A 26,396-nucleotide genomic window follows, 5' to 3' on the forward strand; every position below is an offset into this window, starting at 1 on the left:
ATAATGTTAATCGTGCGGTAGGTTCATCATTCAATTTAATAAAGACTTGGGCGGGTGTGCTTTTTCTTTTTTAATTATTAATATAAGTATAGTTATAAAATAATAGTGAGACTATAAGTCTAATGGGTGGGGTGTGGAAAAAGGTTTCAAATTTTATAACTTTTAATATTTAATACTTTATAGATAATAAGATAATCCTAAAATAATAATTTTCAAATATTATAAGCTAAATATAAAAATAGTGAGTGTATAGTAAATTCTCCAAAGTCATTTATATATTTTTAGATAATAATTTTATTAACAGTAATAAAAAAATAATTTGATAAAACTTTTTTGAAGCAAAAACAATAAATTTGAATGAATATATGAAATTAACATTCTATATAATTATTTTTAGAGTCTATTAATCCCACTTTTATATTACAGTTAAAAAATTTTACTAATAATTCAGCAAGTTCATCTCTAGCCCTAACAGCCTTATCATCATTAATACCAATAAAAGCATCTATAGGAAATATTATATTTGAAGAGTTTTCAGTAATTTTGCCATATTCACTTTGTCTCCATATCCATCTTCTAGTTCTCACATCATTAGCAACAGCGTACACCAATTCATTATTATCAACTTTTTCTGTTTCATTTTCTCCAAAAGGAAGGAATGTATCATCACTTACAGAATATCTAATATAAAAATCTTCATTATTCATAGAATCCAAATCATGTGCCCCCATAGGAAGTTTGTATTTAATAGAAACAGCATTAACTAAGTCTACTACAGAATTTATTTCCGGCATTCCTTTCTTTTTTGATATTCTTGTAAGCAATGCTTCTATAGAACACATAAATTTATTAGGATTAATATTTAGTTTTTGAAAGGCATTTCTATAACATTGTATATATTCACTTTCTTTTATCTTTATGTTTTCAAATTCTTTTTCAGCATTTGAAATACTTTCTTTAAGCATAATTGATATATCATTTATTTTATTTTTATTATCAATTCCATTAGCAATTATTACAGCAACGCACATATCATTTAGAGTTTCAAATACTTTATTTTCTATGATGAATTTCATTATTAATCCTAATATTTAATAATTGTTTAGATTGAGATTATTTTTTATTTTATTAGAAAGGTAATATTTTATCAATAAAAAATAATTAGAATAAGTTTTGAAATATCTTAAACTAATTATTTTTTATATAATTTAATTTAGGCATTATTTTTTTAAGCCATAACGTTTTTTAAATTTATCAACTCTTCCGGCAGTATCAAGAATTTTTTGTTTTCCTGTAAAGAAAGGGTGGCAGTTATGACAAATATCTACGTGTAAACTTTTTTGTACGGAGTGAATTTTGAAATTGGCACCGCAGGCACAGTTTACATCTGTTTCAAAATATTGTGGATGTATACCTTTTTTCATTTTTGCTTCTCCCATTAAAAGTAAAATATTAGTAAGTATATATTATATTATAAACTCTTACTTTTTGCAATACCATATAAAATAATTTTTAAATATTTATAAATATGAAAATTGAGGCATTATTCATTTTACTTTACATATATTTTTTGTTTTAGTAATAATTAAGATAATAAATTTAGCCAAAAATTTATCTAGTTTAAACTAAATTAAAGTAATTTAAATAATTAATTTTATATTCAATATTTTTTATAAAAAAAGTGAGAAAATTATAATCATTTATATTTTCTCACTTTTTATCATTCTTATAATATAATTGATGTTTTTTTTAATTATTTACAACTGTATCATAATAATTAACGATATACCAATAATCTCCCATTCTTCTTAAAATGAAAGTTCTTTTTACAACAGGATCATAAATATCTCCTGTATCAGCATTAAAGTATCTATGATAAAGAGTAGTTTCTACTTCAGCCTTTTGCAAGCCGTATTCCTGAGTAATAGTTGTTTTATCTATTGTATAATTTAAAAGAGTATAAGTTACTGCAGGATCATATTCTTTTCTAATCATATCAAGTACGGCAGTGTAGTGTTCTTTTAATTTAGCATCTTTAGTAGCAATTACATCTCTTTGAAGTTCTGCTATAAATGCATTTCTTACCTGTCTGTCATAAGCAGAGGTTAAATATTTTTTAAATTCCTCAAAAAGCACTTTTCTATCTTCAGGCAATGAAGTTCTATAAAGAATATCAAATCTTATAGCAAGTTCTCTTATGTTACTTGATTTATAAGCCATTTCTAAATTATTTAAGAAATTATTGCCAAAATTAGTTCTTAGCATATCGGCACTTATATTGTCTGAGAATTGAGTTCTTAGATAATTTTCAAAACTTAATTCTCTTGCTTTCTGACGAATTCCTGTATCTGTAAAATCTTCTAAATATGCATTGCTGTAATTATTTCTATATGTTTCATAATATCTTTGGCTTATACTTATTATAGAAGGCATATGCATATAGTTGTAATAATTAGTCCAATCTCTATTTTTCATAGCAAATAAAGTATTAGAGATAATGCTTGACGGAGCATAATTATATAAAACTCCCTGATTTTGCTGTATATTATTGTTGTTATTAGTAATATAAACAGGAGCATTATTTGTTTGTGTTTGATATACTCTAGCAGCTTCTAATAAAAAGTAAGCAGTATCTGCATGCATAGAAAAATTATCACTTATTTCCGGCATAGGATTGAAACTGCATTCTATTCTGTATCTTCCTATTTTATCGAAATAGAACCAATTATTTAAATCTATATAATATGAAAAACTTTCTCCTTCATTAAGAGTTACTATTCTATCTTGAGAATTATCTAATGTTCTTTCATTTTTGTATTTCCAAAGTGTGTAATTATCTGATGATACTACAGGGTTGTTATAATTATCATAAACAGTAAAACTATAATTATTAAATGGATTAACTGAATTGGTAAAACTGATAGTTCCCTTTTTAGCATATATTTTTATTTCCATAGTTATAGGTTCATTTAATCTATATCTGTTTAAATCAAAATTCATGCTTATTGTGTAGCTTGAAGGAGAAACTACATTATCATTTGGATAAACTCTCTCTATTTGATCTAACATAATTGTGTCTAAGAAGTTGGCATTTTGAGCAAATATATTAGAACAGCTAATAATTATAAATAAAAGTAAGAATATTCTATATTTCATATCTAATTACCTTAAAAAATACTACTATAATACTTTATCGGAAAAAAGTAAAAATAACATAAGAAAAATTATATATCTTTAATATATTATGTTTCAAATAAAAAACAATAATTTATTAACTTTTATTGTAAAAAATATAAATATTCTTTAATAAATATTGACAATTTTATTTATTAATTTAATATATAATTAGGTAATTTGGATGGGGGAATAATTACTATGCATACAGCATACAGCATACAGCATACAGCATACAGCATACAGCATACAGCATACAGCATACAGCATACAGCATACAGCATACAGCATACAGCATACAGCATACAGCATATTCACTAAAACTATCAAAAAAAGCAATACACAATCTATATAACTTAATAATACATCATATTTCTTTTCGCATTGCACAAATAAAAAAATTAACAAATCAAAAAATCTAATTAATACTTTTATTAATTTCTATTCAAAATACATTTTATATCTTTGATAACTTATTAAAGATAAAAAATCTTTAATTGTTATAAATAAAAAATATTTAAAGTAGCAACCAAAATGAAAAAAGCGGTTATTAAAATTATTTTATGCCTCACAGCAGTAATTTTTGCAGTAAGCTGCGGAGGAAATAATGATTCACCTACAAATCCAACTCAATGGGAATTTTCTGTTAATATTGTTGACTCTTATGGAACAATTGAAGAGAAAACAATAGGAACTTCATCAGAAAATACTTCTTTAATAAAAGAAGGAAAAATTAGATGTTATACAGAACAAGAGACTAAAGTTGAGATAAGTAAAGTTACAGCTGCATCAGGAGGCGTATCATTAGAGCCTGCAGATTTTGAATTAACAACTTCTACAGTATCATCAACAGCAAATGAGATAGGAATAACATTATCTGCATCAGGAATAGAAAAAGTAAAAACAGCAGCAGCAGGAGAAGTATATCAGTATACATTTACATTCTTATTCACAAGAACATCAGACAATAAAACAGTTTCAGATGACGGTAAATTATATGTTGCTAATATAGATATAATAAAACAAACAGATATAGAAATAGCAATGCAAAATGTAGATAATGGCAGTGCAGGAAAAGTAAATCTAGTTGTAAGTGAAACACCTACATGGGAATTTAGTTTATCTGGGTTTACACTAAATAAAACATCAGGATTTACAGCTACAGCTACAAGTTCTTCTGGAAGTGTGTATGTTAGTAGTGCTGAAAGTGCTATTACATTGCAAACTAAACCAACTGGTTTTTTCTTTACTACTGAAGGAAAAAAAGATACAGAGAAGCAAGCAACATTTACAATTAAAGTGAATATAAATAATGGATATATGCTTGATGATGCTGTAAGCTATGCAGCTACAGACGGTTTCAAATTAATTTTAAGTCTCGGACAAACAAGTGGAACTTGGAATCAGCTATAAATTAAATCAATCACAATAATAAAAGCCTGTCTTAATAGTTTTATTGGGGCAGCTTTTTTATCTATAAACTTATTTTACCACGCGTTGAATCTGCTCTATAAACAAAGATAGTTAATAATTAAACATTTACTATAAATTTAAATTCTTTCCGCCGCGTGCTTTTAAAAACTCTAAAATTAAAAAAACGCTTGGGTGGGTGTGCTTTTACTAATTAAGTGACAAGCGTTAAGAAAATCTTTATTTCAGAATAAATTTTAAACTTTAAAGGGTGGGGAGTGAGAAAAAATTATAAACATAATCACTAGTCTTTTTTGAAACTTTGACGAAGTCTGCTTTAGCATAGGAACAAAAAAGTTGATGAATTACCTATCACTTCACTTTAAAATAATACATGTTTTTTATTTTATTAAAAAAAGTATTTTAACCACGCGTTGAACTCGCTCTATAAAACAAAACTAGTCAGCAATTACATAATTCGCTATAACTTATAATTCTGCTCACCGCGTGCTGTTAAAGTTCACAAATTTAAAAAAACTTGGGGGATGTGCTTTTTCTAAATAAACATTAAATATAATCTAAATTATAATTAAAAATAATATAATAACAAAATAAATAGAGAGAAATATAAATAATTTCCTTTTGAATTTTTTTTCTAATTCCCGCCCATTATCTTTATTAATTTATTTCTAAAATAAAAATTTAAATTTGTTTTTTTGTTACTGTAGAAATTATAGCACCCACCCTAGATTTTTTTAAATTTATGATGCATATACCGCACGATGAGCAAAGTAAAAAATATTGTTTTATTTTGAATTCTAATTTTTATTATATTTTAAATTTAGCTAACCGTGCGTATGATAAAATTTTTATTCTAACTCTTTGTTTATCTTTATCAAAGCACGTTCTATTATGTAATGGTTAAAATTAATGCTGTCTTTCATCGCTTCGTATAATTTGAAAGAACTTACTATAGATTTATGCATAGTTTCATCTTTAAACTCAAAACCTTCTGTTATAGTTTTGATAGTTTTCTGCATAGTAATTCCTAGAAATTCATTAACTTTGCTGATATTAAGTATTTTTATATCAGCTTCATCTAGTTTTGAAATAAGTTTGTCAACTTTTCTGTGTCTTGAAAGCTCATCATTTATTGTATGGCATAAATTAATAGCCTCTTCAGTGTATGGTTTTAATGATATAATATCTTTATCTATTTTTATTAAACCATTTTTTAAACTCTCAAGTATTTTATTTTTGTCTTCTACATTTCTATCATTTTTATCTATTTGTATATTTATATTATCTAATTTATCAATAAGCTCTTGAAGAGTGATATTCTCCATAGCTTTTATTATAACGCCTCCCTCTGTGGCATTATAAAATTTTATATTGCTGTTATTTGCACATTGAGCCTCATACCAATTTCTATACATATCAAATCTTGAATCAGTAAATACAGTTTCTCCATAAACATTCTTCTCTTCTCTTAAATTGCCAGCAACAAGAACTTTATATATTCTGCTGTCATAAGAATCTAGCTTTCCTATTTCAGTGAAGAAATTTTCTTCATGATAACTTCCTTTTATATGAGTCTGATGATTAGGAAAAGATAAATCAAGTCCAACCATTATTATAGGATTGGCACCAATTCTCACAGCGAAATCATAAGCAGCAGTAGAAACGCTTCCCCCCATAGTAATGTCGCCTCTTTTTCCTAATGGCTTCATAAAGTATTTTGCTAATGGGAATATTGAATCTATAAAATATATTGAACCATTAAATGATTTTATAGCCTCATGGTCGACTGATGACTCTGCTATTAAGACTGTATCTTCAAAATGAATATTTCTGAAATATTTTGAGTTTTTCTTTTGAGGATCAATAGTTATTACAAAATGCGGAGATATGCCATGTGATGATAAAGGCTTCATTGCCGTATCAACTGCTATTATAATCGCTTTATTTTTAATGTCTTTTAATTTTCTTATATTTTTTTCAAGCGAAGGTCCAGCTGATACTATAACAGCAGGTATATTTTTGTATTTATCAAAAAATCTATTAACTCCGTAATGAGTGGCGATTTCAACAGCATTGGAAGCTATATTATAAGCCCATAGTTTATCAAATCTTGAAATAGTATTAATATTTATAATTTTTTTATCTACTACAGAAAGAACTTTACTTTGATAATGCATAGCCTCTTCAGCAAATAGCGAAGTATAAGACCTTGTAACGAAAAACTTCACTTTTTTTGTTGTAGTTATAGATATGAACTTCTCTATATCCTCATCATCATTTCCGCCTATAAAAAAAGTTATTTTATTGTCTTCAAGTATTTTGTCTAATTTAAAATTGTCTATCAAAGTGCTGAAAAAATTTATATCAGGCTCTATTACTGCAATAGAAACATTAAGTTTTTTTACAGCATTAATCAAATATCCAGCCCCAATTCCGAATATAAATACCAAATCCAAATCTTCATCATTTTCAATTTCTTTTATTAAAGTATTAGCTTCTTTTATCGGGTCATAAGCACTATGAAGAAGTATCTGCTTTCCATTTTTTATAACTTTAGCAGAAGGTTTTTGTGATTTTGTTTCTATTACCTGTAAAGTTATATCCGATTCTTTAGCATTTTCAAGAATATTAATGAAATCATAAGGATATGCTCTGATATTTTTATTTATTGCTTCTAAATTAATTTTTCTACTTTCATTCATAATATATTATAATTTTGTAATTAAATTTATATTTTATTTTTATTATTTTGTTATCGGAGAATTAAAAAAAGAATTTAATAAAATGGTTTTATTTAAATATTTTTAAGATTTTCTCTCTATTATATAGTTTGCTAATTCTATTAAAATATTTTTAGCTTCGCTATCTTTATAAGGTTTTAAATATTCAATGGCTTTTTCTGTTACTTTTTCAGCCTCTTTTTTAGCACCTTCAAGCCCGAACTGCTTAACATAAGTAAGTTTGCCTTCTTTTTCATCTTTACCCACTGTTTTACCTAAAGTTTCATTGTCTGAAATAACATCAAGTATATCGTCCTGTATCTGAAAAGCAAGCCCCACAGCTTCAGCGTATTTTGTGATATTTTCTATATCATTATCATTTTCAGAGGAAATGGCTCCAAGTCTTACAGTTCCTCTAATCATAGCACCTGTCTTTTTTGCATGAAGAATTTTAAGCATATCAAAATTAATTTCTTTCTCTTCATAATATAAATCTATAAACTGCCCCATAACCATTCCGTTAATTCCAGCAGCATAGCTTAATTCAAATAAAAGTTTTCTTAAAGTTCTGTCTTTAACATCCGCTTTAGAAAGTAACTGAAAAGCATGAGTAAGAAGTCCGTCTCCTACAAGTATAGCATTAGCCTCACCGTATTTAACATGTGTTGTAGGTTTGCCTCGTCTTAAATCATCATTGTCCATAGCAGGTAAATCATCATGAACCAAGGAATATGTATGTATAAGCTCTAATGCTGCAGCAGGTATTATTGATTTTTTATAGTCGCCTTCAAAAAGCTCGCATGCCAAACAAGTAAGTATAGGCCTCAATCTTTTACCGCCCGCATCCAATGGATATTTAAGCATTTCTATAAAACTATTTTCCAATTCTATACTGCTTTTATCAAATACATTATCAATAGTTTTATTAATTTCTTCTAGTCTTACATTCATATATTCTTTAAAATTCATAGGCTTATCCTAATTTGTAATGATTTCTTCTATTATAATGCAATAACTAAAAATGTAAAGGATAAAAATAATATAGTTTTATATAACTTATAGTTTATTATATTTAGAAATATTTACTTTTATTATTCTTTTTGTTATAATTTTTATATGAGAAATATTAACAGAATGAATGATTATTTTATGCGTTATATGTTTGCAAAAGAGGGACATGAGCATATATTAAAAAATCTCATTAATTCTGTGAGAATAGACTCTAATCAAGAGCCTTTTGAATATATAGAAATTTTGAATACTTTTAATTTAAAAGAAAATGTATTTGATAAAGAATCAATAGCAGATGTTAAGGCTAAAACTAAAGCAGGCGAAACTATAATTATAGAAATACAAAGAATAGGTAATCATTCATTCATATATAGAAGTTTGTACTATTGGGCTAAGAATTATTTTACAAATTTAAAATCTAAGGATATATATTCTGATTTGACACCTGTAATAAGTATTAATATTTTGGATTTTAATTTGATAAAAGATATAGATAAGCCTCATAGCTGTTATTTTATTAAAGAGTTAGAAACCAATCATATATTAACTAATCATTTGGAGATTCACTTTTTGGAATTGAAAAAATTTGTTAATAATAATAATTTATATGAAGGTTTATCAGATTGGTTTGAGTTTTTAAATTCAAAAGATAAATTGGAGGATACTATGGAAATATTAGTAAAGAAAAACCCTATAATGAAAGAAGTATATGATGAATATAATAAATTTGTTAATAGCAATGATTTATATAATGGCTACAGTAATTATGAAAGAGATTATTTTAATATTCTAATGCTTAATGAAGAGCGTATAAAGGGTATAGAACAGGGTATAGAACAAGAAAAATATTCTTTAGCTAGAAACATGAAAAATAAAAATATGGATTTAAATCTTATAAGTGAATTAACAGGACTTAGTATAGAAAAAATAGAAAAATTGTGATACAAAAAAATTAATATAATCTGATATTATTTTATAAACCTTTTTAAAATTTTATTTTAATATTAATTAGTATAATAAATATTAATAAGCTGTAATTCTAAAAAAGCTGATAATACAGAAGTAGCCGCAAATACTGATACCTTTAATACCAATAATACAGAAATATCTAATAATGATGAATATATTTAAAACAATAATACTGAAGAAATTACTGAATTACCAGAATGCGAGTTGCAGGCTTCATAACAACAATAAATAAAAAATAAATAGCTGATGATTTATTAAATTAATTATGCTCTATTTATTATAAAATTTATTTCTATAGTTTCGGCGGCACATATATATTATTTTGCTTCAATTTAAAAGCAAATACAATTACTGCTATAGCCAATATTATAAATATAAATGCTATAATTAATGTATATATACTAGGCTTAGTTACTATAGTGCTGCTTATTCTATCATAAAGTATTTCAGTTTTTGAATTTACAGAAATATCATTGTCTGAATTTTCCAAATATGAATTTGTAAGCATTATTTCTTTTCCTTCATAAATAAAACTATAAATCACATTAGCAAATTTTTGTTTTTTTATAATACCGTATTCATAATGCTCAATACTCTCTACATTGGCATTTACTTTAATTATATTATCATCATTAAATCTAAAATTAATATATATTATAATAAATGATGCAGATAAAAATATCAGTCCTATGAAAAATAGTATAGCTTTATATTTTATAATTTTTAATTTATTATTCATATATTAATGATAATATATTTTCTAATATTGTAAAGTAATTACTAGCATTCATTAACTTTATTTAATATATTTTTATTGCATCTCAATTATAAAATCTAAATTAAATTTTATCAGAATACAGATTCAGCTATTATCATTTTTTAATAATAGTATATTCAATAATGTTAATTTTTTATAGAATTTTTTTTGTTTTTAATATATATTTATAGCAATATTTTTCATGTTATTTCATTATAAATAACAAATAATTTAAGAGGGATAATTTAATGTCAGAAAATCAAAATAATTCTGAAAATACACAAAATGAAAAAAATACTAGTGTAGAAAAAGAAAACAGAAAAGAGAAATTAAATACTTTAAGAAATATGGGAATCAACCCATTTCCAAACAGCTATGATGTAACTTACAAATCAAAGGAAATAGCAGAAAAATTTGATGAATTAGAAAAGAATCAGACAGAAGTTGCTATAGCAGGCAGAATTATGCTATATAGAGTTATGGGCAAATCTTCATTTTTAACTATAAAAGATTCTGAAGGCAGTATTCAGGCTTATATACAAAGAGATAAGGTAGGCGATGAATTTTATAATACAGTATTTAAAAAATTAATAGATATAGGTGATATTGTAGGTGTAAAAGGAACGGTATTTAGAACAAAAACAGGAGAAATTACAATATATGCAAATGAATTAAAATTATTAACAAAATCTTTAAATCCTTTGCCTGAGAAATTCCATGGACTTACAGATACAGAACTCCGCTACAGACAAAGATATGTTGACTTGATAATGAATGATAATGTTAAAGAAGCATTTATTAAAAGATCTAAAATGATTTCAGCTGTAAGAGAAGTAATGTTGGAAAATGGTTTTTTAGAAGTAGAAACACCCATGATGCATCCTTTAATCGGAGGGGCTAAGGCTAAACCTTTTATTACGCATCATAATACTTTGGATATGACTTTATATTTGAGAATAGCACCTGAACTTTATTTGAAAAGATTGGTTGTAGGAGGTTTTGACAGAGTGTTTGAACTTAATAGAAATTTCCGTAATGAGGGAATATCTACAAGGCATAATCCAGAGTTTACTATGATGGAAGCGTACATGGCTTATGCTAACTTCTATAAGGTTATGGAATTAGTAGAGGATGTTTTTTCTAAAGTATGCTATAAATTAAACGGAAAATACACTTCAGAGTATAAAGATTATGAGATTAATTTTAAGCCTCCATTTGCAAGAATCCCTATGGTAGATTTGGTTAAAGAACATTCCGGACTTGATTTTAATGCTATACAGTCAGATGATGAGGCATTAGAAAAAGCTAAATCAGTTGGAGTAGAAATAGATACTTCAAAAACTAAACCTACTAAATGGGAAGTAATGGTTGCAGTGTTTGAAGAAAAAGTTGAAGAAAAATTAATACAGCCTACATTCGTTATTAATTATCCTAAAGCAGTTTCTCCTCTTTCAAAATCATATCCTGATAATCCTGATATTACAGAAAGATATGAACTATTTATAGGAGGAATGGAGCTGTCTAATGGTTTCAGCGAACTTAATGACCCAATAGACCAAAAAGAAAGATTTGAAGAACAGTTAAAAGCAAAAGCACGCGGCGAAGACGAAACTATGGATATGGATTTGGATTATATCAATGCTTTGGAATACGGACTTCCTCCTACAGGCGGACTTGGAATAGGTATTGACAGAATGGCTATATTATTCTTGAATGCTGCTAGTATTAGAGATACAATTCTTTTCCCTCAAATGAGAAAATCAGATTAATTGTTTATTTTATATTATTCTTTTATTAATAGAATTGTAATTTTGATTATAATGCTGATGTATAATTGTTTATATGTCAGCATTTTTATTTTAAAATAGAAGTTTGATGCTTAATATATGATTACTTATCAAAAAATAATATTTACTATTTACAAAAATGTCTATTAAGATATAATCTTCCTTAATATTATTATTTTTATTTGGGATATTTATGAAAAAAATTAATATACTTACTTGTTTAATATCTATAGTAATAACATTTACTGCATTATTTTCTGTGAATTATTTAAGTAAAAATGATTCTGAAATTTCTTTAAGTGATATTAATATAATGAATAGTATTTATAAAGAATCAAGAGATTATATATTAGATGATTATTATATATTTGATTATTCTCAAAAAGAGCAGAAATTAAGAGAAATATTTAAATCAAGTCCTATAACATCAAGGCTTAAATACAGAGCTAGTTTAATATCTCATTTAGGAGAAGAAGAAATTGTTATAAATGGCATTGATATAAAAAATGATAATGAAGTTTTTGGTATTTTAAATAATCATACATTAGAAAATTTTAATGCTGATAACTCAATCATTATAAGTAAATCGGCGGCATCTGTATTAGATGTTAATACTAATGATACTGTAATATTAAAACTCATTACAAAGACAGGACATTATAATGCTGAAGAATATACTATAATAGAGGTGTCAGATAGTCTAAATTATAATTATGCCTTAATAGATATTAATAATTTAAATAAGTTTGCGGGGTTGGAGAATGCTGCTACTGAAATGTATGTTAAGCAGAATATAAGTGATGAGAAATTGATTGATTATGATAATGATATAGATAGAATTTATGGTAATGATTTTAAGGCTTATACTAAAAAAGATATTTTAGGAGATTATTATAAATCTAATGAAAATTATTCTAAATTATATATAATATTAGTATATTTGTTTGTTTTGCTTTCAGCATTTATATTTATCAACTCATATACTATTTACAGTTATAGAGAATTATTTAAATCAAAATTATTATTCAGTGTTTTAGGATTTGTAATATCTTTTATAATATATATTGTAATATTATTTTATAAAGGTGATTTTATATTTGATTATATATATCCTTTAATGCTTATTATAAATATACTATCAGTTGTTTTATCTAATGTAAAATATCAGATTTGGGAGAAAGTATTTTTACAAGATGAAGAGTATAATAAAAATAAAAATATATTAATTATATTTGGCTTGGTATGTACTTATTCAATAGTATTTTTAATATTGTATTCATCATTTTTTGTATTTGCAAGTCAGAATAATCAAAATACAAATGAAGAATCATCTGAAAGGATTGTGAGAATAGTAAAGAATAATACTTCAGAAAATACATTTTTATTTAATGGTTCAATAGATTTTTCTTCTAATAATGTTAATGACAGCATAACTAATTTATTATTTAAAGAAATTAGTTCTTACGATGAGTATGCTGATATAGAAACAGTATTAAGTTTTCCTGTAGGAGTTGTTATAAGAACAGGAAGCATATACTCAAGGGTTTATGCTTATGATAAAAATATATTAGAAAATGGAATGAATGTATCAAATGCTATCATAGATGGTGAGATGTTTGAAAGTCCTAAAAGAGAAATTATAATAGGTAAGGATTTAGCTAATTACTTGAATTTAAAAATAGGCGATGCATTATCATTGATAGCAAAGGCATCAAGAGGCTGGCTTGAAACAGGATATTTTTATGTAAGCGGTATATATGATTTGAAAGATAAAAATTATGATATTATAGGCGATATAACTGCTATGAATAGTTTTATATACCTTAAAGAAGGTGATAAATCCCCATATAATGAAAGCATAATTGTTTTTTCTAAAAATGATGATATATATTCTCTTTTAAATTCTAGTGATACTATAAATGAAAATGATTTGAAAGTCGTTTCATCTGATAAAGCATATTATATTGAAAATTCTGATTCAATTAGAAATGCTGCTATTTTACTTATAATAGTATTAGCTTTTTCACTTTCTTTATTATCCTCATCTGTATTATCTGTTTTACACAGGAGATTATCAAAGTTTAATAAAATTTTATTGTTAAATAGTTTGTATGCTTTATCTTTTATTATTTCTGTAATATTATCTATTGTAATAATATTTATTTTTATGATATTTAGTATTAAATTCATATTATTTAGTTTATGTATAGTATTATTATCATTTGTACTATCTCTTTTAATAGCTAATTATAATTATATATAGAGGTTAAGGATTAGAAATGAATTTTTTTAAGAAAATATCTAAAAGAAACAAAATAATATTTTTAATAGTTATATTATTTATTTTTATATTGCATTTATATATGTACAAAACAGCACATTCTATGAGGGTAAGATATATTACTTTGGAATTTGAGGATTTGCCTAAAAGTTTTGATAATATAAAATTGGCTTTGGCTTCAGATATGCATGCTGGTCTCTATATACCGGAAAGTCATGTAAGGAAGATGTCGGATTTAATAATGAATGAAAAACCTGATATGATATTATTTGGAGGAGATTATATTTATAGTGCTCCTCATAAGTTCAGCCATTATGATAAAAAAAATACAGAGAAATTTTATAACGGCATAAAAGGTTTAGAAGCTAAATATGGAAAATATGCTGTTTTAGGCAATCATGATAATTGGGAAAGTACAGAAGATGTTTCTAATGCTTTATATTCTAATGGGTTCAAAGTGATTGATAATAATATTTTATTTATAACAAATGAAATGGGAGATTATATATCTATAGGCGGAGTAGGTGATTTCTTAACAGATGATGTTAGATTTGATATTGCCGTTAGTAATGTCAAAGCGGAGGATTTTCATATACTTTTATCTCATGAACCTAATATACCTTTGAAAAGAGCAAAAGACGGAGGATATAGTGAGTTTATAGATTTCTTTTTCTCAGGACATACTCATGGACTTCAAATAAGTTTTCTTCCTATGTGGGTATGGGAAGGATTAAATAAAAATAGAGAATATCCTATTTTTCCAGCTGTTTACGGACTTATGAATTATGGTAATATGAAAGTTTATGTTAGTTCTGGAATAGGTGCTGTGCTTATGCCTTTTAGGTTATTTGCATATCCTGAAGTAGTGATAATAACTTTAAAAAGTAAGTGATAAATAAAAATAGACTTTAAATATTAAAATTTAAAGTCTATTTTTAATAATTAAATTTCATTAAAATATTTTTGTATAGAAATGACAATAAGGCATAGATCCTTTTTTAGCATAGTAGTCCTGATGATAATCTTCTGCCTCATAAAAGTTTTTAAATGGTCTTATAGTTGTAGCAACATCATAATTTTTTTCTCTTAACATAGCAACATATTTTTCTGCAGTTTCTTTTTCTTCATCATTTTGATAGAAAATAGCAGATAAATATTGAGATCCTATATCAGGTCCTTGTCCATTCTTTTGAGTGAAATCATGAGTTTCAAAGAAAAGTTTTACTAATTCTTCATAAGTAGTTTTTTCAGGATCATAAGCCACTCTCACTGTTTCTAAATGACCTGTAAGTCCTGTGCATACTTCTCTATAGGTTGGATTCACTTTATGACCTCCAGCATATCCGCTTACAACAGAAAGAACACCTTTTGATTTTTCAAACCAATATTCTGTTCCCCAGAAACATCCTGAAGAAAAATATGCATACTTTACATTTTCAGGCATAGCTGTACTATTACTCATATTATTACCTTTATCATTAATATTTTGACTGTTAAGTTTTTGAGAGCATGAAATAATTGATAATAAAGATAAGATTGTTATTATTGTTTTTTTTATCATAATGTATTTAACTCCGAGATTTTTATTTTATTCTTTATTATCTCAATTCAAAACACTATTTATTTTCAGAATTTTCATTTGTAAATTTATTGACGAAATTTAAAGAAACAGAATTAATACAGTATCTAGTTTCTTTTTCTGTAAAACCTTCCCCATAAAATACATGTCCCATATGTCCGCCGCATTTAGCACATACAACCTCCATTCTATCCCCATCAGGTACCAATTTTATATTTTCTGATATGGCATCATCAAAACTAGGCCAACCCGTTCCAGAATTAAATTTTGATTCTGAATGGAATAATGGAGTATCACATATTTTACATGTATATATTCCATCTTCTTTTACATTTAAAAGCTCACCGCTAAAAGGCATTTCAGTACCTTTATTTATCAACACATCATATTCTTTAGCTGAAAGAGCTTTAGTTTCATTGCAGACACTATATGCTTCTTTACTATCTGCTGTTTCATCGCATGAAACAGAGATTATCAATATTGAAATTAGTATTAATATATATCTTAACATAATTATTATTATATAAATTTTTTTAAAAAAATCAATAGCTTTAAATTACCTATGTGTATTTATAGGAAAAGAATATGCAGTTCTATCTCTTACATCAAATATATTTCCTCTTGTATCTATTAATTTATAATCAAACATATGTGTAAATTTTTTATATTTTATTTTAGCTGGTAATTGTACGCTTTCTATATTACCGGAATAGGCATCTATTCTATATAAAACCATAGTATCAATTTTGTTATCAGACATTTTCTCTTGTATTATAGCAGGGGTATCTAAATATACTTTATTGTCCTCTTTTAGATAAAAGAATCCCCCTATATAATGATTGACAAATGAAAGAAATTGAATCTTCCAAATTATTTTTTTATTACTGTACAAAGAAACTGATTGATCATTATCTACTAAAAGTAAATCTTTATTAGAGGCATCAAAAATTTTAGATACTTTTATTTCAGAATAGCCTATTAATTCTTTAGTTTGAGTTAAAGTATTGAAATTCAAATAGTTTATAATTCTATTTTCTGTTATAGAAGGATATGTAAATATAAGCCTTTGTTCATTAAAGCAGCCGCTTCTAATAAATATATTTTCTTTTAATGTATACATAGTTTTTCTTGTCTGCACATCATATACAAATACTTTCATTATATTTACTTCTCTTGCTCTAATAAATATATATCTAGGATTTCCTGTAAAAAAAGCCTCATATACATAAAGATTATTTATTTCAAGCAATACTTTATTTGTTCCTATTTCTATTATTTTAAATACATTATTTTGCGAGTCATTGCTTGTAACTGAGATAGTCATAATTTTAGTTCCATCTAATGACATATCTATTATAGAGTAGGATTTAGCATTTTTATGAAATGTTCTGCATATATCTAATTTGAAATCATATAAAAAACTATTGCAGCTTCCTTTATAATATGGTGTAAATATACCTTTATTAGTTTTTTGATTTATATATATATAGTAATCATCTTTTTCAATTTCGTTATATAAGACATTTTGTTTTGATATCATCAATTGAGCTCCTAGTCTTTTATTTTTACTATCATCATAGGTTCTATTACTTTATCTGATTTGTTTTCTAATATTGCATAATAATCATAGATTTCTACAACTTTAGCTGATGTTATAAAAGTTTCTTCATTTTTGTAGAATCTATATTTATAGAGCATCTCACTCGTATACCAAACATCTCCTTTTTCATTACTTCTTACAGATATATATCCTTTTTCTGTATTGTTATCAAATTGTATTTTTGGTATATTGCTTATATTATTTGTTGAATTATTTTGATAATTTGGAAGCTGCAGAACTTTATCTCTTTTATATATATTAAATTCATCTCCGATTTTAATATTATTATTTTTACCGAGATTTATATATAATTTATTATTTTCTATTCTAGTTACTATACCTACTAAAGGAGGGTTTCCTAAATATTCTGTTATACTATCTGCTATTTTACTTAATGCTGCTGCAGACGCTGCTCCCAATGCTGTTTCTGTAAAAAGTGCATCTTCCGCTGAATATACAGGACTGCTATTAGGTAATGTGTAATTTCCTTTATCTTTAAAGGTTTTTACTATTTTCAGAGATTTTATATCTATGAGATTAACTTTAAACTCAACATTTGCTGTGTCTTTGCCGCCCTTTTTTAAGTTAAAATTTAATATTTCACCTGTAATAATATAATCGGAATTAAATGTTTCTTTTATAAAATCAGATGCCAGCTGCAAATTAGTCTGCATACTTTTATATGATGCCACAATATCATAAGAACTAAAATATGATATTAACAAATCATAATCTGTAATATCTAGCATTTTTTTATTTATAAGGGAATCTTCCAATACTCTAGGAATACCGTCATCTACTTTATACTCTTCTATCCAAGTTTCATCAGCACTCTCAAATGGAAGTATTGTTATAGTGATAGAGTATGCATTAATACTAAAAAGCAGTATTATCATTAATAATATAAGTTTATTTTTAAAAAAAAGCATATAATTAGTAATCTTTGTCTATTTCTTCTTCTTTTTTTGAATTTTTGCATGCCATTAATGCATTTATAGATATTAACGACAGTAATAATCCAAAAATAAAAATAATTTTTCTAAAAAAATTCATTATAAAATCCATTATTTTTATATATAGTATATATTATATTAAAACTTTAACAATTTCAATAGTTGCAATATAGTTTCTTTTATAAAAATATATTTGACAACTTAATTAACATAATATATTATATATAAATGAAGAATAAAAATGAAAAAAATATAAGTATAAAAACGATAAATCAGGCTAATCAAAAATCTATTATGCTTATTATCTTTGCTATTATATTTTCTTTATTATTTATTGCTGGGATATTTTATTATTTTTTTATAAGTAAGTTGGATATAGCTAAAAAAAATGATTCTCCTTTATACTTTTCGGTTTTATTTATAGATGATAATAATGATATTTATGGTGCTTATGTAGGTATAATATCTAGTTTAAATAATAGGATAGGTTTAATAGGGTTGCCTAAAAATATAGCATTATGGGAGAATAATAATTCTTCAGCTGAAGTTATTGAACAGTTATATAAAAACGGAGGAGAAAATGCTGTTTTCAGAGCAATAGAAAATTCAGTGGATAAGAAGATAACTTATAGAATAGCTATTGATAATAATCAAATATCTGATATTATAGACTTAATGGGCGGAGTAAAAATGTATGTTGAAGAGCCTATTAATTATAAAGATGAGGAGAAAGGATACGAGCTGTCATTCGATATAGGCGAATGGCTTTTTACAGGAAAAAAAGTAATATCATATCTTCATTACTTGAATATGAAAGGTTATGAAGATATAGAAACTTTATATAGATTGGAAGATGTTATAGTTAATTCTATGATATCATTGATACAAAGTCCTCAGCTTAGAAATATTATACATTCTAAAGATATGAGGAAGGCTATATTTGGAAGTATGAAAAGTAATTTGAGACCTCCTGATATGAAAGCTATTATGAATATACTTGCAAACAGTAATGAAAGAACATTGGTTATAGAAAATATTGATGCGAGAGTTGATGATAATGGTATTTTGACTCCTATATTTGAGGGAAGTGCTTTTATTAAGCAGATGGATGATTTAACATTGTATGTTGAGCTTAAGACACAGAAAAGCGAATTGAATAATGAGGATGTAAGTTTAACAGTTTTAAATGCTACAACAGTTGTTGGGCTTGCTGACAGAATAAATATTAGAATGCGTTACAGAGGTTTTTCTGCCGGAGAATACGGTAATTTTGGCACTAATCTCAATGAAAGTGTTGTGCTTATAAGAGACGGACAAATTGAGAAAGCATTTATGGTTGCTAATGAAGGCAGGGTAACAAGAGTATATGCTAAAACAGACAGAAGAGTTTTAAATAATGCAGTATTAATTTTGGGGAATGATTACTATGAAATTACACAATGATAAAAATAAAGAATTAAATGATAATGCAAATGAACTTTTAGAAACTAAACTTAAAAAAAGAAAGAAAAAATTTATAGACAAAGATAAGGCTAAAGAATTAACATTAAAAGCAGCTAAGGCTTTATATGATAAGAAACTTGAAGATATTGTTATATTAGATTTGGAAGATGTAACAACTATTTCAGACTTTTTTATATTAGCTACAGCTTCTTCTTCGCCTCAGATGAAAGCAGGATCCGATGCTGTTTATAAGGATTTAAAAGAAGATGGGGTTCTTCCTTATGCTGAAAACGATAATGATCCTGAAGGGGTTTGGTATTTAAGTGATTATGGTTTTTTAGTTATTCATATATTCACTGAGGAAGGAAGAGAATATTATAATCTTGATAAATTATGGCATGAAGCTAAAAAAATAGATATGCCTGAATTATAATTTATATTTTTATTATTTTGGAGTATTTTTATGAAGAAAATAACTATTATATTATCAATTATTTTTATTTTTGCTAAGATATCATTTGCAGCAAGCGGATGGCAATTCGGAGTTATGGTTCCTATAGGAATGAGTTTGGGTTTTTATAATGTTAGTTTTGCCAATACTGCTACTGAGGATTATAAAAAGAATTATAAAAAAGACGGCGGTACAGCTGGTTTTGATGCGGGAGTAAATATTCAGGCAGGATATGGGGTATCTGATGGAGATATAGGAATAAGTTTGTTATTAGATTTGGGGTATTCTCATGATTCATTCGGATTGTCTGGTTCATATAAAGAAGGCAATATAGATTATAAGAAAAAAGAATATTATACTTTTGAGAATTTATCTATAGGAATACTTCCTAAATTTCATTATGAGGATTTTGCATTTGGTTTGGGTATAGGTGTAAAATTACCTCTATATTTGACACATTCTATGGAGCTTACTTCAGGAAATACAACCACAAAAACAGATGGTTATTATGATGTGAATAATATGAAAAATGTAATGAAAAATTCAGTTATTACTTATGTTAAGTTTACATTTGACTATTCTTTATATGTACATGATAATATTGCTCTTTTACTCGGTGCTTATGTTGGAACAGATTTTGGTATAGATTTACGCGGTGCTGAAACAGTAATGGTTGACAGCAGAAATTTATCTTCTTTTGATTTGGGCATTCAATTAGGTATGAAATTCGGAGAGAATCTGTTTAATTAATAGGATTTAAAACTATATTTTATATTTGCAAAAAAATATCGAATATGTTATACTTGTTAGACTAAAAACTTATGTGCCTGTAGCTCAATTGGATAGAGCATCAGATTGCGGTTCTGAAGGTTGGAAGTTCAAATCTTCTCAGGCACGTTGCTGTATTAGGAAAGATGTCCGAGCTGGTCGAAGGAGCACGATTGGAAGTCGTGTGTGCTTAACAGCACCGTGGGTTCGAATCCCACTCTTTCCGTATATATGTTTTTATTTTTATACATCTCTTATAACGGGGTTCTACGGCAGTTGATGATGAATCCGCCAGGTTCGGAAGGAAGCAACGGTAAGTCAACCCAACTGGGTGCTAGTTCTCCTGTTATAAGGGGCTTTTTTTATAAACCAAAATATTTTTAATTTTTTCATTTTTTATCTGTAAATAACTTGACAAAAACAATGTATTTTTATACAATGTATTATTATATTGTTTTTAGGAGAATTTTTTAATATGGCTACTAAAAAGAAAGAAACTGCTGAAGCAAAAAAAGACGGTAAAAATGAAGCTATTGAAGCTATTACAGATCAGATAAATAAAAAATACGGTCCGGGTTCTTTTATGAGACTTGGAAGCAATAAAACTGTTAATGTTGATGTTATATCTACTGGGGCATTAACTCTTGATCATGCTTTGGGAGTAGGGGGAGTTCCTCGCGGTAGAATCATAGAGATTTATGGTCATGAGGCATCAGGTAAAACTACACTCACTTTACACATCATAGCAGAGGCTCAGAAGGCTGGGGGATATGCTGCTTTTATAGATGCAGAACATGCTCTTGATCCTGTATACGCTAGTGCTTTAGGCGTAGATATTGATAATTTATATATTTCTCAGCCTAACAGCGGTGAAGAGGCTTTAGAGATATTAGAAAAGGTCGTTTCTTCTACTGCTTTTGATATAGTTGTTGTGGACTCTGTTGCAGCACTTGTTTCTAAGGCAGAGCTTGCAGGTGATATAGGAGATGCTCATATTGCTTTGCAGGCTAGACTTATGAGTCATGCTTTAAGAAAATTAACAGCTATAATAAGCAATACAAATACTGCGGTAATATTTATTAACCAATTAAGACAAAATATTGCTACTACGGGTTACGGGGCAGGACCTACTGAAACTACTACAGGAGGTAAGGCTTTGAAATTCTATTCTTCTGTAAGACTTGATATAAGAAGAACAGAATGGATTAAAAAAGGCGATGAAACTATAGGTCATAAAGTAAAAATAAAAGTTGTAAAAAATAAATTATCATCTCCATTTAAAGTTGTTAATTTAGAGATAATATTTGGTAAAGGCATATCATCTGAAGGACTTTTAATAGATTTGGCTATGGAAGCAAAAATCATAACTAGAAGCGGTGCTTGGTTCTATTATAATGGAGAACAAATTGCTCAGGGTAAAGAGAAGGTAAGAGAACTTTTGGCATCAGACCCTAAAATGCGTATGGAGCTTGAGATACAAATTAGAGAAACATTGAATATGGGCGGGGTTGATAAGGTAAAAGAAAAACTTGCTGAGTATTTAGAAGAGCAGAAAAACGGCGGAAGTAAAGATGCATTAAAAGAAAACAGCGATGATGAGGAAAGCTCTGAAAGTTCTTCTTCAAAAAAGAAATCTAAAAAACAAGATGAAGATGATTCCAATCTTTTAATGAGTGCAGAAGAAGCTTATTCCGATGATGAAACTTATAGCGATAATGATTTTGAAGATACTATTGTAACACCTGTAAAAAATTGATTTATTATTTTCGCTATGTATTTATATAAAGGGGCTTTTTATAAAATTAGCTCCTTTTTTATTTTTCTGATTTATTAATATTTAATAGTATATACATATTTTGATAAAATGTTATAATATTAGAACTATAATTATAATATTGAATGTTTTTTAAATGAAGCTAATAAAATTTTTATTTATTTTTACAATTATATATGCATTAATAATAATTAAGCCTTTAACCGCTCAAACTAATCTTCAAGACGGGCTTTATATAGGGGCAGATTTAAATGGAAGGTTTAGTCCATATTTAGACGGCGGCGGAAAAATTATGCTGTTTTATAGATTCATTTCTGATGTTTTTCCCGGATATATTTGGGAAGGAATAAAAACTGATGTTGGAATTAGTGATCATATTAGTGCTGAAATGAACAGACTGACACTATATGTGAATAGTTCTATATCTGAATATTTTAATATAGATGTGAAAGTATCTATGCTCAACTATTACCTTTCTTATGCCAAAAGAGGTTTTGTAAATTTTAATAGTCCAAGCGATGATTTCGGAACTAATTCAATAGCAAATGCCCCGAAAACTTCTAATTTATCATTTGAGGCGGAGGCTACGCCTACATTTAGGGTAAGTTTTTTGAAATCATTATTTGAGGGAAGAGGATTAACTCTTCAGGCAGGAGTTACTTTTAAATATGCCTATAATAAATATGGAAAATATTATTTGGACTATGATTTATTATTAATCAGAGATCAAAATGATATATCATATAAACTAGATTCTATGCTTCTTTTTGATTTGATGCCTCTTACTGTTGGAATCAATTATATGCTCGCTTATATGAATAATACAAAGCAATTATGGCATTCAATAGGTGCTTATGCTAATCTTCAGTATGAATTTATAAATAGAATATATACAGAAGTAAATTTGAGAATAGGACAGTATTTGGGACATCCGGAATTTCCTGCAACTCTATATTTTGATATGAATGCCATGATTACATATAGAATAATATGAAATTATTTCCTTGATCTGCAAATTTCTATGAACATGTCAAATATATTCTGCATCTTTACTATTCTTGAACTCATTAATTCAGGGTGCCATTGCAGTCCCAAAATAAAAGAATCTTTTTTCTTATATTCTATAGCTTCTATTATTCCATCTTTTGCAGTAGCTGTTACTTTAAAATCTTTAGCTAATTTATCAACTGCCTGATGGTGAAAACTATTTACTTCAGATGTTTCATCTAATATATCATAAATGATGCTGTCTTTTACTATTTGAATTTTATGTGTTGCTGTATGATATTCTGCTGTTTGACTATGAAGTATATTAGTATTTCTTTGACTTGGTATATCCTGTATCAATGTGCCTCCGAAATAAACATTGATAACCTGTATTCCTCGGCATATTCCTAGTATTGGTTTATTCATTTCAACAGCATATTTCATTAATGTAAAGTCAAATTCATCTCTTTCAGCTAATATAGTACCTATTTTTTCTATAGGCTCTTCATTAAATCTGAATGGGTGAATATCAACTCCTCCTGTCATTATTATTCCGTCAACATTTTCTACCATTTTTTTTATAATATCTTTGTCTTCTGTGATTGGCATTATAAATGGAGCTCCTTTGGATCTTATAACAGAATCAATATATGAACGGTTAATAAATGCTTTTGGTATAGAACTATTTTCGTATAAGATATTTCCAGATAAACCTATAACAGACATAAATATATCCTTTATTTAAGTAAGAAATTTGCATATATTTTACAAGTAAAATAATTTTTTTACAAGAGATTAAGGGGCGGGTGGGCGGATTATTAGCCTCTGTAGAATTAATTATTCTTATAGGAGCTTCATCTTCTTTGGAACAGATTATACCTCCGATTGCAGATTCTGAAGATTTTAATATGGTTTCTCTCCTTACAATACAAGTTTTTCCTGTTTCATTAATATTTATTATTATTAATTCATAATAAGGTAAAGGATTAAGAGTAGCAGGTACGCTTCTAGATATGAAGGCAAGATTTAAGCCATGAACTACTTGTTTTCCTAGATAAAGCATTAATTCTCTGCGAGCTCCTAATAAATGAGTTCCTTTCTCAAAAATATCTTTAAGCTCCTCAGATATATTATTTTTTTGTTTTACATCGATTTCAAAACCGCCGTATGTAGGTATCATAAAAAACTCCTTAAAAATTTATTCTTTATAAATAACTTCTATATTATGTAAACTACAATATAGAACTATTAAAATATGTCTTATTTGTTATTATAAAAACTATACTTATTAATTTTATTTAAGAGTACAAGTTTATTACAATAATTATAATACATCTTTTATTTGTACAACTTTCACTTTATCCATAAATAGATTAATCACTACTAATTTAATACTTTTTGTTTCATTTTCTAAACTTTCAGCCTCAGCAAGATAATAATAATTCATTCCTTTAACTGTTTGGTATCCCAAATAAAGTTCAGCTTCATAGTCAAGACCTAAAACTTTATGCATACCTTTGTCAAATAATTTAAGCAGATTATTAGCCTCTGTAGAATTAATTATTCTTATAGGAGCTTCATCTTCTTTGGAACAGATTATACCTCCGATTGTAGACGCTGAAGCTTTTAATATGGTTTCTCTTCTTACAATACAAGTTTTTCCTGTTTCATTAACATTTATTATTATTAATTCATAGTAAGGTCTAGGATTAGGAATAATAACTTCGCTTCTAGCTACAAATGCATAATTTATACCATGAACTACTTGTTTTCCTAAATAAAGCATTAATTCTCTGTGAACTCCTAATAGATGAGTTCCATTTCTAAAAATAGATTCAAGCTCTTTAGATATTTCATTTTTTTGTTTTACATCGATTTCAAAACCGCCGTATGTATGTATCATAAAAAAACTCCTTAAAAATTTATTCTTTATATATCAGTAAAATATGTATGATTCATTGTCATCAAAAACTTACAGTTATTAATTACTATTTAATAGTACAATTATAATATATCTTTTATTTCTACAACCTGAACTTTATCCGTAAAAAGATTAATCACTACTAATTTAATGCTTTTTGTTTTATTTTCTACATTTTTAGCTTCTGCAAGATAATAATAATTGCCTCCTCTAACTATTTTTTGTCCCAAATAAAGCTCAGCTTCATAGTCAAGACCTAAAACATTATGCATACCTTTGTCAAATAATTTAAGTAAATCATGAGCCTCTGTAGAATCAATTATTCTTATAGAAGCTTCATCTTCTTTAGAGCATACTATACCTCCGATTGAAAATTCTGAGGCTTTTAATATAGTTTCTGTTTCTACAAGACAAGTTCTTCCTTCTCCATCAACATTTATTATTATTAATTCATAATATGGTGTAGGATTAGGAATAACAACTTCGCTTCTAGATATAAATGCATAATTTATACCATTAACTACTTGTTCTCCTAAATAAAGCATTAATTCTCTATGAACTCCGAATAAATTAGTTCCTTCCTCAAAAATATCTTTTAATTCTTTAGATACCTTATTTTTTTGTATTACATTTATTTGAAAACTTCCTAGCATTATAAAAACTCCTTAAAATTTATTCTTAATTAGTTATTTAAGATTATAAAGAGTATATATATTATGTAAACTATATATAGTCGGCATAAAGAGCAAATATGCAACCGATAACATAGATATGTATTATTTGTAAAAAG

General features: G+C 26.7%; 24 protein-coding genes, 2 tRNA genes and 1 other RNA gene. 13 read left to right on the forward strand and 14 right to left on the reverse strand.

The window, feature by feature from the left end; genetic code table 11:
• Positions 1 to 371: 371 nt before the first annotated feature.
• The 3 genes from BFL38_RS02805 to BFL38_RS02815 all read right to left on the reverse strand — a co-directional run bounded on the left by BFL38_RS02805 (position 372) and on the right by BFL38_RS02815 (position 3,156).
• The gene (locus tag BFL38_RS02805) at positions 372 to 1,076 is read right to left on the reverse strand and encodes a B3/B4 domain-containing protein (protein WP_069725615.1); all 705 of its coding nucleotides are present in this window, start codon (positions 1,074 to 1,076) and stop codon (positions 372 to 374) included.
• 144 nt (positions 1,077 to 1,220) lie between these two features.
• On the reverse strand, positions 1,221 to 1,424 hold the full coding sequence (rpmE, locus tag BFL38_RS02810) for a 50S ribosomal protein L31 (RefSeq protein WP_008724038.1): 204 nt from the start codon (positions 1,422 to 1,424) through the stop codon (positions 1,221 to 1,223).
• A 325-nt stretch (positions 1,425 to 1,749) separates the two neighbouring features.
• Complete coding sequence (locus tag BFL38_RS02815; protein ID WP_069725616.1) at positions 1,750 to 3,156, reverse strand: hypothetical protein; 1,407 nt, start codon at positions 3,154 to 3,156, stop codon at positions 1,750 to 1,752.
• Between the two features lie 552 nt (positions 3,157 to 3,708).
• On the opposite strand from BFL38_RS02815, the gene BFL38_RS02820 reads away from it, so the two are divergent.
• Complete coding sequence (locus BFL38_RS02820; RefSeq protein ID WP_069725617.1) at positions 3,709 to 4,587, forward strand: hypothetical protein; 879 nt, start codon at positions 3,709 to 3,711, stop codon at positions 4,585 to 4,587.
• A gap of 866 nt (positions 4,588 to 5,453) precedes the next feature.
• Here the strand turns inward: BFL38_RS02820 and BFL38_RS02825 are convergent.
• Together BFL38_RS02825 and BFL38_RS02830 are read right to left on the reverse strand one after the other, a co-directional pair.
• A complete protein-coding gene (locus BFL38_RS02825) occupies positions 5,454 to 7,307 on the reverse strand; it encodes a motility associated factor glycosyltransferase family protein (RefSeq protein WP_069725618.1) in 1,854 nt (617 codons plus the stop codon).
• Between the two features lie 102 nt (positions 7,308 to 7,409).
• On the reverse strand, positions 7,410 to 8,294 hold the full coding sequence (locus BFL38_RS02830; protein WP_069725619.1) for a polyprenyl synthetase family protein: 885 nt from the start codon (positions 8,292 to 8,294) through the stop codon (positions 7,410 to 7,412).
• A 165-nt stretch (positions 8,295 to 8,459) separates the two neighbouring features.
• Here BFL38_RS02830 and BFL38_RS02835 point away from each other — a divergent pair, with 165 nt between their 5' ends.
• A complete protein-coding gene (locus BFL38_RS02835) occupies positions 8,460 to 9,278 on the forward strand; it encodes an Rpn family recombination-promoting nuclease/putative transposase (RefSeq protein WP_256097174.1) in 819 nt (272 codons plus the stop codon).
• Between the two features lie 319 nt (positions 9,279 to 9,597).
• Here BFL38_RS02835 and BFL38_RS02840 read toward each other — a convergent pair whose 3' ends face one another.
• Positions 9,598 to 10,044: a hypothetical protein gene (locus BFL38_RS02840; protein ID WP_069725621.1), complete on the reverse strand. Its 447-nt coding sequence runs from the start codon at positions 10,042 to 10,044 to the stop codon at positions 9,598 to 9,600.
• 266 nt (positions 10,045 to 10,310) lie between these two features.
• Between BFL38_RS02840 and lysS the strand changes: the two genes are divergently transcribed.
• The 3 genes from lysS (at position 10,311) to BFL38_RS02855 (ending at position 15,022) form a co-directional block, all read left to right on the forward strand.
• Positions 10,311 to 11,831, forward strand: a complete 1,521-nt coding sequence (gene lysS, locus BFL38_RS02845; RefSeq protein WP_069725622.1) for a lysine--tRNA ligase — start codon at positions 10,311 to 10,313, stop codon at positions 11,829 to 11,831.
• A 211-nt stretch (positions 11,832 to 12,042) separates the two neighbouring features.
• Entirely contained in the window at positions 12,043 to 14,112 is a 2,070-nt protein-coding gene (locus BFL38_RS02850) for an ABC transporter permease family protein (RefSeq protein WP_069725623.1), read from the forward strand.
• A 16-nt stretch (positions 14,113 to 14,128) separates the two neighbouring features.
• Entirely contained in the window at positions 14,129 to 15,022 is an 894-nt protein-coding gene (locus tag BFL38_RS02855; RefSeq protein ID WP_069725624.1) for a metallophosphoesterase, read from the forward strand.
• A 60-nt stretch (positions 15,023 to 15,082) separates the two neighbouring features.
• Here BFL38_RS02855 and msrA read toward each other — a convergent pair whose 3' ends face one another.
• The 4 genes from msrA to BFL38_RS02875 are packed head-to-tail and all read right to left on the reverse strand — an operon-like array spanning position 15,083 to position 18,238.
• Positions 15,083 to 15,691 (reverse strand): peptide-methionine (S)-S-oxide reductase MsrA, encoded by a 609-nt coding sequence (gene msrA / locus BFL38_RS02860; protein ID WP_069725625.1) that lies wholly within the window; start codon positions 15,689 to 15,691, stop codon positions 15,083 to 15,085.
• Between the two features lie 55 nt (positions 15,692 to 15,746).
• On the reverse strand, positions 15,747 to 16,220 hold the full coding sequence (msrB, locus tag BFL38_RS02865; protein ID WP_069725626.1) for a peptide-methionine (R)-S-oxide reductase MsrB: 474 nt from the start codon (positions 16,218 to 16,220) through the stop codon (positions 15,747 to 15,749).
• Positions 16,221 to 16,265: 45 nt separating this feature from the next.
• Positions 16,266 to 17,249 carry a hypothetical protein gene (locus tag BFL38_RS02870; protein ID WP_069725627.1) on the reverse strand — a complete coding sequence of 328 codons (984 nt, stop codon included), beginning with the start codon at positions 17,247 to 17,249 and terminating at the stop codon, positions 16,266 to 16,268.
• Positions 17,250 to 17,260: 11 nt separating this feature from the next.
• Complete coding sequence (locus tag BFL38_RS02875) at positions 17,261 to 18,238, reverse strand: hypothetical protein (protein ID WP_069725628.1); 978 nt, start codon at positions 18,236 to 18,238, stop codon at positions 17,261 to 17,263.
• 252 nt (positions 18,239 to 18,490) lie between these two features.
• On the opposite strand from BFL38_RS02875, the gene BFL38_RS02880 reads away from it, so the two are divergent.
• The 8 genes from BFL38_RS02880 to BFL38_RS02915 all read left to right on the forward strand — a co-directional run bounded on the left by BFL38_RS02880 (position 18,491) and on the right by BFL38_RS02915 (position 23,692).
• Positions 18,491 to 19,705 (forward strand): LCP family protein, encoded by a 1,215-nt coding sequence (locus tag BFL38_RS02880; protein WP_069725629.1) that lies wholly within the window; start codon positions 18,491 to 18,493, stop codon positions 19,703 to 19,705.
• Positions 19,689 to 20,138, forward strand: a complete 450-nt coding sequence (rsfS, locus tag BFL38_RS02885) for a ribosome silencing factor (RefSeq protein WP_069725630.1) — start codon at positions 19,689 to 19,691, stop codon at positions 20,136 to 20,138. The genes BFL38_RS02880 and rsfS overlap by 17 nt, the downstream gene beginning before the upstream one ends.
• A 30-nt stretch (positions 20,139 to 20,168) precedes the next feature.
• Positions 20,169 to 20,906, forward strand: a complete 738-nt coding sequence (locus BFL38_RS02890; protein ID WP_069725631.1) for a hypothetical protein — start codon at positions 20,169 to 20,171, stop codon at positions 20,904 to 20,906.
• 73 nt (positions 20,907 to 20,979) lie between these two features.
• Positions 20,980 to 21,053, forward strand: a tRNA-Arg gene (locus tag BFL38_RS02895).
• Positions 21,054 to 21,064: 11 nt separating this feature from the next.
• Positions 21,065 to 21,150, forward strand: a tRNA-Ser gene (locus BFL38_RS02900).
• Positions 21,151 to 21,181: 31 nt separating this feature from the next.
• An RNA gene (gene ffs / locus BFL38_RS02905) (signal recognition particle sRNA small type) lies at positions 21,182 to 21,276 on the forward strand.
• 123 nt (positions 21,277 to 21,399) lie between these two features.
• Entirely contained in the window at positions 21,400 to 22,680 is a 1,281-nt protein-coding gene (gene recA, locus BFL38_RS02910) for a recombinase RecA (RefSeq protein WP_069725632.1), read from the forward strand.
• A gap of 154 nt (positions 22,681 to 22,834) precedes the next feature.
• Complete coding sequence (locus BFL38_RS02915) at positions 22,835 to 23,692, forward strand: toxin A (RefSeq protein ID WP_069725633.1); 858 nt, start codon at positions 22,835 to 22,837, stop codon at positions 23,690 to 23,692.
• Positions 23,693 to 23,694: 2 nt separating this feature from the next.
• Here the strand turns inward: BFL38_RS02915 and BFL38_RS02920 are convergent, their stop codons facing one another.
• The 4 genes from BFL38_RS02920 to BFL38_RS02935 form a co-directional block, all read right to left on the reverse strand.
• A complete protein-coding gene (locus BFL38_RS02920) occupies positions 23,695 to 24,411 on the reverse strand; it encodes a gamma-glutamyl-gamma-aminobutyrate hydrolase family protein (RefSeq protein WP_069725634.1) in 717 nt (238 codons plus the stop codon).
• A complete protein-coding gene (locus tag BFL38_RS02925) occupies positions 24,368 to 24,865 on the reverse strand; it encodes a hypothetical protein (RefSeq protein ID WP_256097175.1) in 498 nt (165 codons plus the stop codon). Before BFL38_RS02925 ends, BFL38_RS02920 begins: the two co-directional genes overlap by 44 nt.
• Positions 24,866 to 25,009: 144 nt before the next feature.
• Complete coding sequence (locus tag BFL38_RS02930) at positions 25,010 to 25,588, reverse strand: hypothetical protein (protein ID WP_069725635.1); 579 nt, start codon at positions 25,586 to 25,588, stop codon at positions 25,010 to 25,012.
• A 101-nt stretch (positions 25,589 to 25,689) separates the two neighbouring features.
• A complete protein-coding gene (locus BFL38_RS02935) occupies positions 25,690 to 26,259 on the reverse strand; it encodes a hypothetical protein (protein ID WP_069725636.1) in 570 nt (189 codons plus the stop codon).
• Positions 26,260 to 26,396: the final 137 nt, after the last annotated feature.

The sequence above is a fragment of the Brachyspira hampsonii genome, assembly GCF_001746205.1.
Lineage (GTDB): Bacteria > Spirochaetota > Brachyspiria > Brachyspirales > Brachyspiraceae > Brachyspira > Brachyspira hampsonii_B.